The 15,765-nt window shown below is 59.3% G+C and carries 16 protein-coding genes and 1 tRNA gene; 1 reads left to right on the top strand and 16 read right to left on the bottom strand.

What is annotated here, in order from left to right; genetic code table 11:
* The 16 genes from WCA53_RS12300 to WCA53_RS12225 all read right to left on the bottom strand — a co-directional run.
* Nucleotides 1-250, bottom strand: a 250-nt coding sequence (locus WCA53_RS12300) for an NADH-quinone oxidoreductase subunit H (protein WP_423910006.1), incomplete at its 3' end; no start/stop codon positions are given.
* Nucleotides 251-2,590: an NADH-quinone oxidoreductase subunit NuoG gene (gene nuoG, locus WCA53_RS12295; protein ID WP_423910002.1), complete on the bottom strand. Its 2,340-nt coding sequence runs from the start codon at nucleotides 2,588-2,590 to the stop codon at nucleotides 251-253.
* Nucleotides 2,591-2,621: 31 nt separating this feature from the next.
* The gene (gene nuoF / locus WCA53_RS12290; protein ID WP_423909998.1) at nucleotides 2,622-3,947 is read right to left on the bottom strand and encodes an NADH-quinone oxidoreductase subunit NuoF; all 1,326 of its coding nucleotides are present in this window, start codon (nucleotides 3,945-3,947) and stop codon (nucleotides 2,622-2,624) included.
* Nucleotides 3,944-4,429 carry an NADH-quinone oxidoreductase subunit NuoE gene (gene nuoE / locus WCA53_RS12285; RefSeq protein ID WP_423910009.1) on the bottom strand — a complete coding sequence of 162 codons (486 nt, stop codon included), beginning with the start codon at nucleotides 4,427-4,429 and terminating at the stop codon, nucleotides 3,944-3,946. The genes nuoF and nuoE overlap by 4 nt, the downstream gene beginning before the upstream one ends.
* A gap of 158 nt (nucleotides 4,430-4,587) precedes the next feature.
* Nucleotides 4,588-5,841 carry an NADH-quinone oxidoreductase subunit D gene (locus tag WCA53_RS12280; protein ID WP_423909995.1) on the bottom strand — a complete coding sequence of 418 codons (1,254 nt, stop codon included), beginning with the start codon at nucleotides 5,839-5,841 and terminating at the stop codon, nucleotides 4,588-4,590.
* A 9-nt stretch (nucleotides 5,842-5,850) separates the two neighbouring features.
* Nucleotides 5,851-6,453 carry an NADH-quinone oxidoreductase subunit C gene (locus WCA53_RS12275; protein WP_423909992.1) on the bottom strand — a complete coding sequence of 201 codons (603 nt, stop codon included), beginning with the start codon at nucleotides 6,451-6,453 and terminating at the stop codon, nucleotides 5,851-5,853.
* 112 nt (nucleotides 6,454-6,565) lie between these two features.
* A complete protein-coding gene (locus WCA53_RS12270; protein WP_006052903.1) occupies nucleotides 6,566-7,045 on the bottom strand; it encodes a NuoB/complex I 20 kDa subunit family protein in 480 nt (159 codons plus the stop codon).
* Between the two features lie 61 nt (nucleotides 7,046-7,106).
* Nucleotides 7,107-7,466 (bottom strand): NADH-quinone oxidoreductase subunit A, encoded by a 360-nt coding sequence (locus WCA53_RS12265; protein ID WP_423909977.1) that lies wholly within the window; start codon nucleotides 7,464-7,466, stop codon nucleotides 7,107-7,109.
* 172 nt (nucleotides 7,467-7,638) lie between these two features.
* Nucleotides 7,639-7,723, bottom strand: a tRNA-Leu gene (locus tag WCA53_RS12260).
* A gap of 112 nt (nucleotides 7,724-7,835) precedes the next feature.
* A complete protein-coding gene (gene secG, locus WCA53_RS12255) occupies nucleotides 7,836-8,222 on the bottom strand; it encodes a preprotein translocase subunit SecG (RefSeq protein ID WP_423909974.1) in 387 nt (128 codons plus the stop codon).
* A 132-nt stretch (nucleotides 8,223-8,354) separates the two neighbouring features.
* Nucleotides 8,355-9,131 carry a triose-phosphate isomerase gene (gene tpiA, locus WCA53_RS12250; RefSeq protein WP_423909971.1) on the bottom strand — a complete coding sequence of 259 codons (777 nt, stop codon included), beginning with the start codon at nucleotides 9,129-9,131 and terminating at the stop codon, nucleotides 8,355-8,357.
* A gap of 162 nt (nucleotides 9,132-9,293) precedes the next feature.
* Nucleotides 9,294-10,310 (bottom strand): NAD(P)H-quinone oxidoreductase, encoded by a 1,017-nt coding sequence (locus WCA53_RS12245; protein WP_423909967.1) that lies wholly within the window; start codon nucleotides 10,308-10,310, stop codon nucleotides 9,294-9,296.
* Nucleotides 10,311-10,515: 205 nt separating this feature from the next.
* Complete coding sequence (gene pnp / locus WCA53_RS12240) at nucleotides 10,516-12,654, bottom strand: polyribonucleotide nucleotidyltransferase (RefSeq protein WP_423909964.1); 2,139 nt, start codon at nucleotides 12,652-12,654, stop codon at nucleotides 10,516-10,518.
* Between the two features lie 488 nt (nucleotides 12,655-13,142).
* The gene (gene rpsO, locus WCA53_RS12235; RefSeq protein ID WP_423909961.1) at nucleotides 13,143-13,415 is read right to left on the bottom strand and encodes a 30S ribosomal protein S15; all 273 of its coding nucleotides are present in this window, start codon (nucleotides 13,413-13,415) and stop codon (nucleotides 13,143-13,145) included.
* A 247-nt stretch (nucleotides 13,416-13,662) separates the two neighbouring features.
* Nucleotides 13,663-14,907, bottom strand: coding sequence for a branched-chain amino acid ABC transporter substrate-binding protein (locus WCA53_RS12230; protein ID WP_423909958.1), 1,245 nt, complete (start codon nucleotides 14,905-14,907; stop codon nucleotides 13,663-13,665).
* 5 nt (nucleotides 14,908-14,912) lie between these two features.
* Nucleotides 14,913-15,161: a hypothetical protein gene (locus WCA53_RS12225; protein ID WP_423909953.1), complete on the bottom strand. Its 249-nt coding sequence runs from the start codon at nucleotides 15,159-15,161 to the stop codon at nucleotides 14,913-14,915.
* A 72-nt stretch (nucleotides 15,162-15,233) separates the two neighbouring features.
* On the opposite strand from WCA53_RS12225, the gene WCA53_RS12220 reads away from it, so the two are divergent.
* Nucleotides 15,234-15,743, top strand: a complete 510-nt coding sequence (locus WCA53_RS12220; RefSeq protein ID WP_423909950.1) for a hypothetical protein — start codon at nucleotides 15,234-15,236, stop codon at nucleotides 15,741-15,743.
* The last annotated feature ends 22 nt before the right edge of the window (nucleotides 15,744-15,765 follow it).

Raw genomic sequence — 15,765 nt, 5'->3', positions numbered from 1 at the left:
GAATCACTTCTTTCAGCAGCAGCTTCAGCACGTCGGCGATCGGCTGCAGAAGACCCATCGGGCCCACGCGATTCGGCCCGAGCCGCACGTGCATCCAGCCGATGAGCTTGCGTTCCCAGAGAATCAGGTACGCGACGCACAGCAGGATCACCACCGAAACCACGAGGATGCGCACCACGGCCCAGACCGTCGGCCAGGCAACCCCGAGGATCTCCGTCCCGCCTGCGTTGATCGTATCGAACAAGCCCATTTACGCCTTCTCCACAAGCAGTTCACCGAACAGAGGCCCGAGCGCCGCGCCAGCCGCCGTTCCCGCCGATACCCGCACTACGCTTTCCGCCAGATTCGCGTCGCGAACCGCCGGCAGGACCACCGCGAGATTGCCCTGCACGACGCGCACTGCGTCACCATTTTTCAAGCCCAGCTTGTCGAACAGCGACGTCGGCAACCCAATCTGGTTTGCGTCGCGTGCAGCAACCGTCAGATGCAGCGATTGGGCACGGCGCGACAGCGCATCGGCATGATAGATCGGCGTGTCAGCGAGGCGTTCGTAGCTGCCTTCCTTTTTCGCAACAGCCGCAACGGCGCGCTTGGCCACGACCTGCGACTTGTTCGACAAACGCGATGTCAGGTCGCCAGCACCCAAGGCGGCATCGCGAACTTCTTCTGACGTGTCGAACTCGATACCCTTCAGGCCGAGAATGCTGCCCAGCACGCGCAACACTTTCCAGCCCGGACGCGTGTCGCCGAGCGGACGCACTACGCCGTTGAACGCCTGTACCGTACCTTCAGCGTTCACGAACGTGCCCGATGTTTCCGTGAACGGCGCGATCGGCAGGAGCACGTCGGCGTAATCGGCGCCGTGCTTGAACGCCGACAATGCGACGACCATTTCCGCCTGCTTCAATGCAGCCAGCGCCTGAGCGGGATTCGCGGTATCGAATTCAGGTTCGACGTTGAAGAGCACGTAGCCTTTGCGCGGCTGCTCGAATACTTCGCGAGCGTTCAGGCCGCCCTCGCCCGGGAGTGCATCGACGAGATGCGCACCAACCGTGTTCGCCGCTTCCGTCAGATAACCGAGCGTGGCACCCGTGTTGTCCGCGATCCACTGGCACACCGCCTGGATCTGAGCGAACTCGGGATGCTGCACCGCGCTGTTGCCGAGCAGCAGCAAGCGATTTTCGCCAGTCGACAGCGAAGCCGCGACGTCCTTTGCAATCGGCGATGCCTCACGCCCCGCGAAGGCTTCCGGCAACTCGACGCCACGTGCTTCCGACACAGCCGCAGCCAGGCTGGCAAGCCGATCGAGCCATTCCGAAGGCGCCGCAACCACGCGATACGAAGCAGGGATCAGCGAATCGTCGTTCGTGGCTTGCAGGAAAGTAATTTTCGCGCCGCCTTTGCTCGCGGCGCGCAGGCGTGCGGCCAGCAACGGGTGATCGCGACGCAGGAACGAGCCCACGACCAGCGCCGAATCCACGTTCGTCAGGTCCGCGATCTTCACGCCGAGCCACGGCGCTTCGTCCACCAACGGTGCCGAGAAATCGCTTTGACGCAGACGGAAATCGATGTTCGGCGTACCAACGCCTTCCGCGAACTGCTTGAGCAAATACAACTCTTCCACGGTGCTATGCGGCGTGGCCAAAGCAGCGATCTGGTTCGCGCCATGATCCGCCGTAATGCCCTTGATGCCCTTTGCCACGTATTCCAGCGCCGTTTGCCAGTCGGTCTCGATCCACTTGCCGTCCTGCTTGAGCATGGGCTTCGTGAGACGTTCTTCGCTGTTCAGCGCTTCGTACGAAAAGCGATCCTTGTCCGAAATCCAGCATTCGTTGATGGCTTCGTTTTCCATCGGCAGGACGCGCATCACGCGATTGTTCTTCACCTGCACGACCAGATTCGCACCGACGGAGTCGTGCGGGCTGATCGACTTGCGGCGCGACAGTTCCCACGTCCGGGCGCTGTAGCGGAACGGCTTGCTCGTCAACGCGCCGACCGGGCACAGGTCGATCATGTTGCCCGACAGTTCCGAGTCCACCGTCTTGCCGACAAACGACGTGATTTCCGAATGCTCGCCCCGACCCAGCATGCCGAGTTCCATCACGCCGGCGACTTCCTGACCGAAACGAACGCAACGCGTGCAATGAATGCAGCGCGTCATCTCTTCCATCGAGATCAGCGGTCCGACGTTCTTGTGGAACACCACGCGCTTGTCTTCGTTGTAGCGCGACTGCGACTTGCCGTAACCTACCGCCAGATCTTGCAACTGACACTCGCCGCCCTGGTCGCAGATCGGGCAATCGAGCGGGTGGTTGATCAGCAGGAATTCCATCACCGACTGTTGCGCCTTCACGGCCTTGTCGGATTTCGTTCGCACGATCATCCCCGCCGACACCGGCGTGGCACAAGCCGGAACGGCCTTCGGCATCTTCTCGACTTCGACCAGGCACATCCGGCAGTTCGCCGCGATGGACAGTTTCTTGTGATAGCAAAAGTGCGGAATGTACGTATCGACCTTGTGAGCAGCCTGGATCACCATGCTGCCTTCAGGTACTTCTACGCTTTTGCCGTCAATTTCTAGTTCAACCATGATGGGGAATGGTCCTTGGCCTGATCACTGATCACGCGGTAAGCGCTTCGGACGCCGGCGCATGATGCGCGTGCCCGTCGACGAGACAATGTTTATGCTCGACGTGATATTCGAATTCGTCCCAGAAATGCTTCAGCATGCCGCGCACCGGCATGGCCGCCGCGTCGCCGAGAGCACAAATGGTGCGGCCCATGATGTTTTCGGCGACCGAGTTCAGCAGATCCAGATCTTCCTTGCGTCCGAGTCCATGTTCGATCCGATGCACCACGCGATACAGCCAGCCCGTACCCTCGCGACAAGGCGTGCATTGACCGCACGATTCCTCGTAGTAGAAGTACGACAGGCGCTCGAGCGAACGCACCATGCAGCGCGTTTCGTTCATGACGATGACCGCACCGGAGCCCAGCATCGACCCGGCCTTCGCGATCGCGTCGTAGTCCATGTCGGTGTTCAACATGATCTCGCCCGGAATCACCGGCGCCGACGATCCACCCGGGATCACCGCTTTCACCGACTTGCCGCGCACGCCGCCAGCCAGTTCGAGCAAGGTCGCGAACGACGTGCCGAGCGGGACTTCGAAGTTGCCCGGAAAATTGACGTCGCCGGCGACCGAGAAAATCTTCGTGCCGCCGTTGTTCGGCCGGCCAATCTCAAGATACTTCTGCGGACCGATGGCCAGCAGGAACGGCACCGCCGCGAACGTTTCCGTGTTGTTGATCGTGGTGGGCTTGCCGTACACGCCGAAGCTCGCCGGGAAAGGCGGCTTGAAGCGCGGCTGGCCTTTCTTGCCTTCCAGCGATTCGAGCAACGCGGTTTCTTCGCCGCAAATATAAGCGCCGTAGCCGTGATGCGCGTGCAACTCGAATGAGAAGCCCGAGCCCAGGATATTCGCACCGAGATAACCCGCGGCACGCGCTTCTTCAAGCGCCTGCTCGAAGATCCGATAGGTCTCGAAAATCTCGCCGTGAATATAGTTGTAGCCGACCGTGATGCCCATTGCGTACGCGCCGATGGCCATGCCTTCGATCAGCGAGTGCGGATTCCAGCGCAGGATGTCGCGATCCTTGAACGTGCCCGGTTCGCCTTCGTCCGAGTTGCAGACGAGATACTTTTGCCCCGGGAACTGACGCGGCATGAAACTCCACTTGAGGCCGGTCGGGAAACCCGCACCGCCCCGGCCACGCAGACCCGACGCTTTCACGTCGGCGATGACCTGTTCCTGCGGAATTTTTTCTTCGAGAATGCGTCGCAGCTGGGCGTAACCGCCGCGCGCCACATAGTCTTCGAGGTGCCAGTTCTCGCCGTTAAGGCCGGCGAGAATCAGGGGTTGGATGTGGCGATCGTGGAGAGACGTCATTTCGATAGTTCCTCGAGGAGCGTGTCGATGCGCTCGCGACTCATGAAACTGCACATACGATGATTGTTCACGAGCAACACAGGTGCATCGCCGCACGCGCCGAAGCATTCGCCTTCTTTCAAGGTGAACTTGCCGTCGGCGGTGGTTTCACCAAAGCCGATTCCGAGCTTTTGCTTCAGGTATTCCGCTGCGCTTTCCGAGCCGCCATCGGGCCCCAGTTGGCACGGCAGGTTCGTACACAGCGTGATCTTGTACTTGCCGACTGGCGAGGTGTTGTACATGGTGTAGAACGTCGCCACTTCCTGCACGGCCACGGCCGGCATGCTGAGATAGTCCGCCACGTACTGCATGAGTTCCGGCGACAACCAGCCGTGCTCTTCCTGAGCGACGGCCAACGCCGACATCACCGCGGACTGTTTCTGCTCCACGGGATACTTCGCGATCGCGCGATCGATTTCTTTCAAGCCTTCAGCTGAGATCATTTCAGACACGACTCTTTTTTCAGTTCCTACCGAACGAAAACCCGCCGCGTCCTGCTGGTGCGACAGACCTGACGTCCTGCTGTTGTTGGTTCGCTTTGGATACGAATGCTGCTGCGCGCGCCCGCTGACTGGGTCTGCTTGTGTGCGCGGCGCTCATCTCAGCGGTCGATCTCACCAAACACGATGTCCTGCGTACCGATGATCGTCACGGCATCCGCGATCATGTGGCCACGCGCCATTTCGTCGAGCGAAGCAAGGTGCGCATAACCCGGCGCACGAATCTTCAACCGATACGGCTTGTTCGCGCCATCCGAGATCAGATAAATGCCGAACTCGCCCTTCGGATGCTCAACGGCTGCATACGTCTCGCCTTCCGGAACATGGAAGCCTTCAGTGAAGAGCTTGAAGTGGTGAATCAGCTCTTCCATGTTGGTCTTCATGCCCATGCGCGACGGCGGCGCAACCTTGTGATTGTCAACCATCACCGGGCCCGGATTCTTACGAAGCCACTCAATGCACTGTTTCGCGATACGGGTGGACTGACGCATTTCTTCCACGCGCACGAGATAACGGTCATAGCAGTCGCCGTTCACGCCGACCGGGATATCGAAGTCCAGTTGGTCGTAAACTTCATACGGCTGCTTCTTGCGCAGATCCCATTCAATACCCGAGCCACGCAGCATTGCGCCGGTCATGCCGAGCTGCAGCGCGCGCTCCGGACTGACCACGCCGATACCGACCAGACGCTGCTTCCAGATGCGGTTATCGGTGAGCAGGGTTTCATACTCGTCCACGCACTTCGGAAAGCGCGCGAAGAAGTCGTCGAGGAAGTCGAGCAACGAGCCCTGGCGTGTTTCGTTCATCCGCGACAACGCCTTCGCATTGCGGATTTTCGACGCCTTGTACTGCGGCATTGAGTCAGGAAGGTCGCGATACACACCGCCCGGCCGATAATAAGCCGCGTGCATACGCGCGCCGGATACGGCCTCGTACACGTCCATCAAATCTTCGCGCTCGCGAAAGGCGTACAAGAACACCGCCATGGCGCCGACGTCGAGCGCGTGCGAGCCGATCCACATCAGGTGGTTCAGCACGCGCGTGACTTCGTCAAACAGCACGCGGATATATTTGGCGCGAACCGGGATGTCGATACCGAGCAGCTTCTCGATCGCCATCACATAGCCGTGCTCGTTGACCATCATCGACACGTAGTCGAGGCGGTCCATGTACGGCACGGACTGGATAAACGTTTTCGTTTCCGCGAGCTTTTCGGTCGCGCGATGCAGCAAGCCGATATGCGGATCGGCGCGCTGGATCACTTCACCGTCGAGTTCGAGCACGAGGCGCAGCACGCCGTGCGCGGCCGGGTGCTGCGGGCCGAAATTGAGCGTGTAATTCTTGATCTCTGCCATGGCGTTCTCTTAGTGTTTCAGACCGCCATAGCGGTCCTCGCGGATCACGCGCGGCGTAATTTCGCGCGGCTCGATCGTCACTGGCTGATAAACGACGCGCTTCTCTTCCGGGTCGTAACGCATTTCGACATAGCCGGAAACCGGGAAGTCCTTGCGAAACGGATGGCCGATGAAACCATAGTCGGTGAGAATGCGGCGCAGGTCGGGATGCCCTTCGAACACGATGCCAAACAAGTCGAACGCTTCACGCTCATACCAGTTTGACGAAGACCAGACATCGACGACAGACGGCACGATCGGCACTTCGTCATCCGGTGCAAATACACGCACGCGCACGCGCCAGTTGTTCGCGATCGAAAGAAGATGGAGGACGGCGGCAAAACGCGGGCCTTCGTAGGCGCCGTCACCGTATGCGGAGTAATCGACGCCGCAAAGGTCGACGAGCTGCTCGAAGCCGAGCGACCGGTCGTCACGCAATTTGAGCGCGACGTCGGCGTAGTTCGCTGCCGTGACAACGATAGTCAACTGCCCGAGCGACTCGGTGATGCTCTGCAGGCGGTCGCCGAACGCCGCCTCGAGGTTCGCTTTCAGGGTCTCGAGTTTAGTTGCCATATATTGGGAGGCTCAGGCCTTGGTGGTGCTATGAAGACGCTGTTGAACGGGTCGCAACGCTTATTCTGCCGCGTTTTTTATCCTGCGCTTGTGTCCCACGCTCTTACCCTGATTACTGGCGGGCGATCGTGTTGGTCCGGCGAATCTTCGCCTGCAACTGGATCACGCCGTAGACAAGCGCCTCCGCTGTGGGCGGACATCCGGGCACGTAGACGTCAACTGGAACGATACGATCGCATCCTCGCACGACGGAATACGAATAGTGGTAATAGCCACCGCCGTTCGCGCACGAACCCATTGAAATCACCCAGCGCGGCTCGGCCATCTGGTCATAGACCTTGCGCAGCGCCGGCGCCATCTTATTGCACAGCGTGCCGGCGACGATCATCACGTCCGACTGCCGCGGACTCGGGCGAAACACCACGCCGAACCTGTCCAGGTCGTAGCGCGCCGCACCCGCGTGCATCATTTCGACCGCACAACACGCAAGACCGAACGTCATGGGCCACAAGGAACCCGTGCGCGTCCAGTTGATCAGCTTGTCAGCCGTAGTGGTGACAAAGCCTTCTTTCAAGACCCCTTCGATACTCATGCTTTCGCTCCAGATGAGCAGCCAGCCATAGCTGCCCAGCAATCCCGTGATCCTTGACCCGTCACTCCCAGTCCAGCCCGCCCTTTCTCCAGATGTAGGCGAAACCAAGCAGGAACTCGAGCAGAAAAACCATCATCGACAAGAAACCAGGCCAGCCGATGTCGCGCAGAGCCACGCCCCACGGAAACAGGAACGCGGTTTCAAGATCGAAAATAATGAAAAGAATGGCGACGAGATAGTAACGTACATCGAACTTCATCCGCGCGTCTTCGAATGCCTCGAAGCCACACTCGTACGGTGCGTTTTTCTCAGTGTCAGGCTTGTTGGGGCCGAGGATCTTACCGATGCTGACCAGTGCAATACCCAGACCGGTGCCTACGATAAGGAACAGCAAGACGGGATAATAGGCTGAGAGATTCACAACTATCCTCAAATCGGTTTGACTTGGTATGCCGGCCAGGATAGACCACCTGACCGCTTTCACTTCTGAATTCAACCCGGACGGTAACGCGAACGAGATTCGCTCACAATACACGCCAGAAGTGACAATGCCAGCCGAAGCAATGCATGCGGCTGGCATTGGATAAATCTTATGGTGCCGACGGCGAGACTCGAACTCGCACAGCTTTCGCCACTACCCCCTCAAGATAGCGTGTCTACCAATTTCACCACGTCGGCACTGTCTGCAATGCGGTAAAACAACTTCTATTAACCGCGAATCGCTTCAAGACTTGAATTATAACTGGCTTAATCAGTTTGTTCAACGCACAAAAAGCGATCCACGCGAAAATTATTTCGGAACGTCTGAGCCCGGAACCGACGACGGAATCGCTGCTGAACCTGATGCAGGAACGACCGCAGACCCAGCCGAAGCCGCCGCACCCGATACCGGCGCACTCACGGTCGCGGCACCCAGGACGCCAGCCGACGGCGCAGACTTATAGCTGCCGAGGTACGTAAGGGTGAGGGTCGAGATGAAAAACACGGCGGCCAGAACAGCCGTCGTGCGTGACAAAAAGTTGGCGGACCCCGTCGCACCGAACAAGCTGCCCGACGCGCCGCTGCCGAATGCCGCACCCATGTCCGCGCCCTTCCCGTGCTGCAGCAAAACCAGCCCGATGACACCAAACGCCGACAACAACTGCACGACGATAATCAAAGTCTTTAAATACAGCATTGCGTTCACCTGAATCTTTAATGGTCACACGGCACCGCTGCGCCGCGCTTTATTGCTTACAATTTAGAAAGCTAAAATCGGCGGTTGAGTAAGCCAGTTACATAAGGCACTTAAGTCAACACCAAACCGACACTAAACCGACACGCTTTGCGCAGCCTGACAAACTGCAAGAAAGCAATTCGACTCCAGCGCTGCGCCGCCGACCAACCCGCCGTCAATATCCTGTTGCGCAAACAGCTCTGCGGCGTTCTCCGGCTTGACGCTGCCGCCGTATAACACCGACACATTCGCGGCGCCCCTCCCTTCCAGCCGCGAGCGCAAGAACGCGTGAATCCGTTGCGCCTCCGCTGCCGTCGCGCTTTTCCCCGTTCCGATCGCCCACACGGGTTCATACGCGACCACGATCTTCACCGCCTGTTCGTCGCTCAACACCTGCAACACCGCATCGAGTTGGGCGCCGACGACTTGCTCCGCCGAACCATGGTCATGTTGTTCGAGCGTTTCGCCCACACAGACAATCGGCGTCAGGCCGGCGTCAAGTGCGCGTCGCGCTTTCACCGCGACCAGATCAGACCGCTCGCCATGGTAAGCGCGGCGCTCCGAGTGACCGACAATCGCGTATGTGGCGCCAAAATCCACTGCCATGCCCGCAGAAACCTCGCCGGTAAACGCACCTTCGAGGTGTTCGGAAACGTCCTGCACGCCCCACGTCACGACCGATCGGGCCAGCAGCGCTTGCGCTTGCGCAAGATAGGGTGCGGGAACGCACACTGCCGCGCGCACGCCTTTCTGCAACGTCGCTGCTCCGCTGGCAATCGCCACGAGCAAAGGCCTGTTTTCGACCTGACGACCATGCATCTTCCAGTTTCCAACGATGAGTTTCGCGCGTCGCACTTGTTCTTGTGGCATAGGCCTCATGACAGGAGCTAGCCTGCTCAGTAGTGAAAGTGGTTAAGCGAAGTGCAAACTTCCGATGCAAGCCACCTGCACAACTTGCGATTTTACTGTGCCCGCCCGAAAGCGGTCAAACTCGGCGGCTACCGCCCGCCGCTTGACGCTCCTGCAACCTTCTCAAGCAACCTGACTCCAGTCCAGTACAAGCTTGCCGATATGGGCGCCGCCTTCCATCGTCGCGTGCGCTTTATCGGCCTGACTCGCCGGAAAAACCTGATGAATGACCGGCTTGATATGCCCAGCCTCGATCTCCGGCCACACGCGCGACTTGAGTTCCGCCGCGATCCTGCCCTTGAATCCAACAGAGCGCGGACGCAGGGTGGAACCTGTAATCACGAGACGCCGGCGAAGCACGTCGTTGAGATTGATCTCAGCTTTCATGCCGCCCAGCATCGCGATGATCACAAGCCGGCCGCCGTCCGCCAGCGCCTTCAGTTCGCGCGGCACATAATCGCCGGCAACCATGTCGAGAATGACATCGACGCCGCGATCGTTCGTCAGCGACTTCACGACATCGACGAAATCTTCGGTCTTGTAGTTGATTGCGCGCTCCGCACCGAGTTGTTCGCACGCGCGGCATTTTTCGTCGGTGCCGGCTGTGACGAACACGCGATGCCCCAGCGCCTTCGCAATCTGAATAGCCGTCACGCCAATACCACTCGAACCACCCTGGATCAAAAGCGTTTCTTCAGCGCCATTCTCGCCGCGCCCCAAGTGCGCACGCTCGAACACATTGCTCCAGACCGTGAAGAACGTTTCCGGCAAGGATGCCGCCTCGATATCGGACAAGCCTTTCGGGACCGGCAGGCATTGCTCGAGCGGTGCACACGCATATTCAGCATAGCCGCCGCCCGCAAGCAACGCGCACACGCGATCGCCCACTGCCAGGCCAAACGGGTTGCGCTTTGGATCGAGATCGCCGCCCACGATAACGCCCGCCACTTCCAACCCCGGCAAATCCGATGCTCCCGGCGGCGGCGCATATCCGCCCCTGCGCTGCATAACGTCCGGCCGGTTCACGCCCGACGCTGCAACCTTGATCAGCACTTCGCCCGTCTTCGGCTCGGGCATGGGCCGTTCGCCGAGCTTCAACACTTCCGGCGCGCCAAACTCGGTGATTTCGATCGCTTTCATGGGCTGATTCCTTCGAGTGGCGTTTGAGTTGTCGTGCGGCATATAGGCCGGTACAAATTTCTACGAGCAACAAACCAGATGGCTTTGCGGACCTTATTGCAGGCCCTGTTGCGGACCTTCATCACAAACCCGCAAAGCCATCGAGTCAATAGCTAAAAACGGCCGGCGCGCAAAACAACACGCGCCGGCCATCTGATCGACCGCCTTACTGCTGCGGCTGGATCGGTTGAATCGGCTCGCCGCCTTCGGCAAGCAGTGCCTTCGCTGACAAGCGCACGCGACCCTTTTCGTCCGTCTGGATGACCTTGACCTTAACGATCTGGCCTTCCTTCAGGTAATCGTTAATGTCCTTGATGCGCTCATTGACGATTTCCGAGATGTGCAGCAGACCATCCTTACCCGGCAGGATATTGATGATCGCGCCGAAATCCAGCAACTTCAGCACCGGACCTTCATACACCTGGCCCACTTCCACTTCGGCCGTGATGTTTTCGATGCGCTTCTTCGCTTCCGCCATGCCTTCGCTGCTCGTGCTCGCGATGGTCACCACGCCGTCGTCCGAAATATCGATGGTCGTGTTGGTTTCTTCGGTCAGCGCGCGGATCACCGAACCGCCCTTGCCGATCACGTCGCGGATCTTTTCCGGATTGATCTTCATGGTGATCATGCGCGGCGCGTAGTCGGACAGGTTCGTGTTCGTACCCGGAACCGCCGTGGTCATCTTGCCGAGGATATGCATGCGGCCTTCCTTCGCCTGCGCGAGCGCGACCTGCATGATTTCCTTCGTGATGCCCTGGATCTTGATGTCCATCTGCAGTGCCGTCACGCCTTGCGCCGTGCCCGCCACCTTGAAGTCCATGTCGCCGAGGTGATCTTCGTCGCCCAAGATGTCCGTAAGAACCGCGAACTTGTTGCCTTCGAGGATCAGGCCCATTGCGATGCCCGCGACGTGCGCCTTCATTGGCACGCCTGCATCCATCAGTGCGAGACAGCCGCCGCAGACCGATGCCATCGACGAAGAACCGTTCGATTCCGTGATTTCCGACACCACGCGGATCGAGTAGCCGAATTCGTCGGCACTCGGCAGACACGCCATCAACGCGCGCTTGGCCAGGCGGCCGTGACCGATTTCACGGCGCTTCGGCGAACCGACGCGGCCCGTTTCGCCAGTCGCGAAAGGAGGCATGTTGTAGTGAAGCATGAAGCGCTCGCGATACTCGCCTTCGAGCGCGTCGATGTTCTGCTCGTCGCCCTTCGTGCCCAGCGTCGCGATGACCAGTGCTTGCGTTTCGCCGCGCGTGAACAGCGCCGAGCCGTGGGTACGCGGCAGTACGCCCGTGCGGATTTCGATCGGACGAACCGTGCGGGTGTCGCGACCGTCGATACGCGGTTCGCCGTTCAGGATTTGCGTACGAACGATCTTCGCTTCGATGTCGAACATCACGTTGCCGACCGTCGCCTTGTCAGCGGGGATCGTGCCGGCCGCAGCTGCATCTTCTGCCAGCTTGGCCGTGGTCGCCGCATAGACTTCCTTCAGCTTGGCGGTGCGCGCCGACTTGTCGCGGATCTGATAGACGGCGAGCAGATCGGCTTGCGCCAGTTCCGCCACGCGTGCGATCAGCGGCTCGTTCTTCGGCGCCGGCGTCCAGTCCCATTCCGGCTTGCCGCCTTCGGCAACCAGTTCATGGATTGCATCGATAGCGATTTGCATCTGGTCGTGACCGAACACCACCGCGGCCAGCATGATTTCTTCGCTCAGTTGCTGCGCTTCCGATTCCACCATCAACACGGCCCGCTCGGTACCGGCGACGATCAGGTCGAGCGCTGATTCCTTCATTTGCGGACGCGTCGGGTTCAACACGAATTCGTTGTTGATGTAGGCCACGCGTGCCGCGCCAACCGGGCCATTGAACGGCAGGCCAGAGATAGCAAGTGCCGCCGACGCGCCGATCAGCGCGGGAATGTCGGCCGGAACGTCAGGATTCAGCGACAGAACGTGAATCACGACCTGGACTTCGTTGTAGAAGCCTTCCGGGAACAGCGGGCGCAAAGGCCGGTCGATCAGGCGCGAGATCAGTGTTTCGCCTTCCGACGGACGACCTTCGCGACGGAAAAAGCCGCCGGGAATCTTGCCGGCTGCGTAGGTCTTTTCCAGATAATCAACGGTCAGCGGGAAGAAATCCTGGCCCGGCTTTGCCGTTTTCGCGCCGACGACCGTCGCGAGCACCACCGTATCTTCCACATTGACGATCACTGCACCGCCGGCCTGACGGGCGATTTCACCCGTTTCCAGACGGACGTTGTGTTGTCCCCACTTGAATTCCTTGACGATCTTTTTAAACATTCTGACTCCTTCTTCGTTATGCCTCGCCGCTTCGTGGCGCGGACTCGCGATGAGCACCGGAGCTTCCGGAGCCCGTCGTACGCCATTGAAACGCGAAGCCAAGCGATAACCGGAACCACGCGAGAGAGGGATGTATGTCATTCCAACGCAACACGACACGCTACGCGCATGACGCGCTGGAATGACACAAAGCTCTGCCACGAGGCCCGGCCCTGTGGTCGAATCGGTTTCCGATCCGGGGTTGGCTTTAATGCAAGCCTTCAGTGCTTCCTGGTGTTTCTGGAACTGCTGTTTCTTGAACGGCTATTTCTGAAACTGTTTTACCGCGTCCTCATTGATTCTGCTCCAGCGCGCGGGTCCACAACGACCAAATCCACCGCTGAAAACCGAACCCACTGAACAAATAGCGCGCCGTTCAAAAACAAAATGCCTGTATCAGCAAACTGACACAGGCATTTCGTTGCAGGCGCTTGCCGCTGACTAGCCGCTTACTTACGCAGGCCCAGCTTCTCGATCAGGGTGCGATAACGATCGGCGTCTTTGCCCTTCAGGTAGTCGAGCAGCTTACGACGACGGCTCACCATGCGCAGCAGGCCACGGCGGCTGTGGTGATCCTTCGTGTGGGCTTTGAAGTGAACCGTGAGTTCGTTGATGCGGGTCGTGAGCAGTGCAACTTGCACTTCTGGCGAGCCGGTATCATTTGCGGCGCGCGCATATTCTGCGACGACGTCGGACTTCTTTGCAGCAGCTACAGTGGTCATTTGCTTTTCCTTGGGAACTGACAGGCGGTCACGGAAGAATGGCCGTGCCGTGGGTTTTCAGTTTCAGTTACGTGGTCTACATCTCTACGATTACTTACCGAAAAGGTCCCGATTCATGGGACCCAGCATCCGGCAAGTCGCGAATTATAGCACAGCACGTTTCGTCATCGAAGCTGGCGGAAAGCACGGGATGAAACGGCGCAATAGGCGTGGGATTAAGAACTCGCGCCGGTTTCATCGTCGTTGCTCACGGTCGCTTCATCTGACAGGTGGTCGGCATGGCGGTATCGGCGGCGGGGATTTTCAGCAGCGTCCGAAAGCCGAACCCCGAGCCTTCGTTATCGAAGTGGACCCCTGGCGTACCTGCCTTGTCCATCTCCATCACGTAAAGGGGCTGGATCGCCTGATGATCGGCCTGGCGCATCTCGATCGACTGGAAACCGTTGTCGAATTTCATGCCCTCGAGCGCGTGTGCGACCGCGGTCGGGTCGGCGCTGCGGGCCTGCTGCATGGCCCTCGCGAGCATTTCGATCATCAGCGGCATGCGCAGGAACAAATAGTCGTCGGCCGCCGCGGGAAAGCGCGTCCGGAATGACTGATAGTAAGCGTCGGAGGTCGCGCCACCCGCGTTCGGATGCCAGTCGGCGACCGCTATCACGCGTTTTACGCCGGCGTCGCCCAGCGCGGCGGGAGCGCCAAGGCTGTTGCCATAGAAGGTGTAAAAGCGCGTGTCGAGGCCCTGCTCGCGGGCCGCTTTGACCAACAGCGTGAGGTCGTTCCCCCAGTTGCCGGTGATGACCGCATCGGCGCCACTTGCGCGAATCTTGGCAATGTACGGCGCGAAGTCCTTCACCCGACCGATCGGATGAAATTCGTCTCCGACGATCTCGATGTCCGGCCGTCGCTCCTTCAGCGCGCGTTGGGCTTCGCGGCTGACATCGTGGCCGAAGCTGTAATCCTGGTTGAGCAAATAGACCTTTTTCACTGATTTATCGCGCTGGATGACATCGGCGAGTGCATTCATGCGCATGCCTGCATGGGCATCGAAGCGAAAGTGCCAGAAGCTGCAGTCGTCGTTAGTGAGGGCGGGATCGTCGGCGGAATAGTTGAGAAAGACCACGCGATGTTGCGGATCGCGTTCATTTTGCTTGTTGATGGCATCGACGAGCGCGGCGGCGACTGCCGAGCTATTTCCTTGCGCGACGAAGCCGATATTTTGATCGATGGCGGCGCGCAACTGGATGAGGCTGGCTTCGCTGCTGCCCTTTCCGTCAAGCACGACGAGTTCGAGCGGATGCGCGCCGTCGGGCAGGATGACACCGCCGTTCGCATTGACGCGTTCGATACCGAAGCGCAGATTGCGCTCGACGGCAGCTCCCGCGTTAGCGAAGGGACCCGACATCCCTTCGATCATCGCGATGCGGATGGGAGCATTCGAGGCAGCAAATGCGGGGACGACGCCCAGGATTAGAAAACTGATGAACGTGAGCAACCGAATCACGGTCCCATGACAAGCGCGATAAAACCTTCGCCCCGCGGGCCTGACCGACCCAAAATCGCAAAGAAGCAAACGGCCTCCGAAAGGAGCGAAAAAAAGAACGCGAAATGCGTAAAAAACCCGAACGGCGGATCATAGGCCGAGCGGCAGACCGCGCGCAATAAATCCGCAACACGCAAGCGATATGGAATATTGATCCGCTGCCGGGCGTTTCTCAAAAAAACCAGCCGCCACGCCTCCACAAACACGCGCGTGTCAAAATAAGCGACGACCGAAAAGAACCCGCGAACTCTGTGGACACAAGTACGAAGGAGGCTTCAATGCTGAGCAAGACTCTGCGAACCCCCGCTGCGGCGATAACCCTCGCGCTCATGCTAAGCGCCTGCGCGCAGCCGTGGCAAAACTACCAGGCGGGCGCGGACGCATCGACGGTAACGGCGAGGCTCGGACCGCCGAAAGAAGTCTATGACCTGCCCGACGGTGGCCGCCGCCTGATGTGGCCCACGCAGCCCTTTGGCGAAACCACCACCGCGGCTGACATCGACGCATCGGGAAAGATCGTGAGCGTGCGGCAGGTACTCGACGAAAACGAGTTCTACAAAGCCCAGATCGGCACATGGACGCAAAAGGATGTGCTCCTCAATTTTGGCCGTCCGGTCGAAACGTCCTACTTTCCATTGATGAAGCGACAAGTGTGGACTTATCGATACATGGAGGCGAACGTCTGGTACATGATGTACAACTTTTATTTTGACAACCAAGGCATATTGCGCCTGACGCAGAAAACGCCTGACCCGCTTCACGATCCGGATCGGCGCGGCTTCTTTTGACGAGGGTTGACCGATGCAGCGT

This window comes from Caballeronia sp. (genome assembly GCF_049581465.1).
GTDB lineage: Bacteria > Pseudomonadota > Gammaproteobacteria > Burkholderiales > Burkholderiaceae > Caballeronia.
This window is presented reverse-complemented; position numbering and strand designations above follow the sequence as displayed.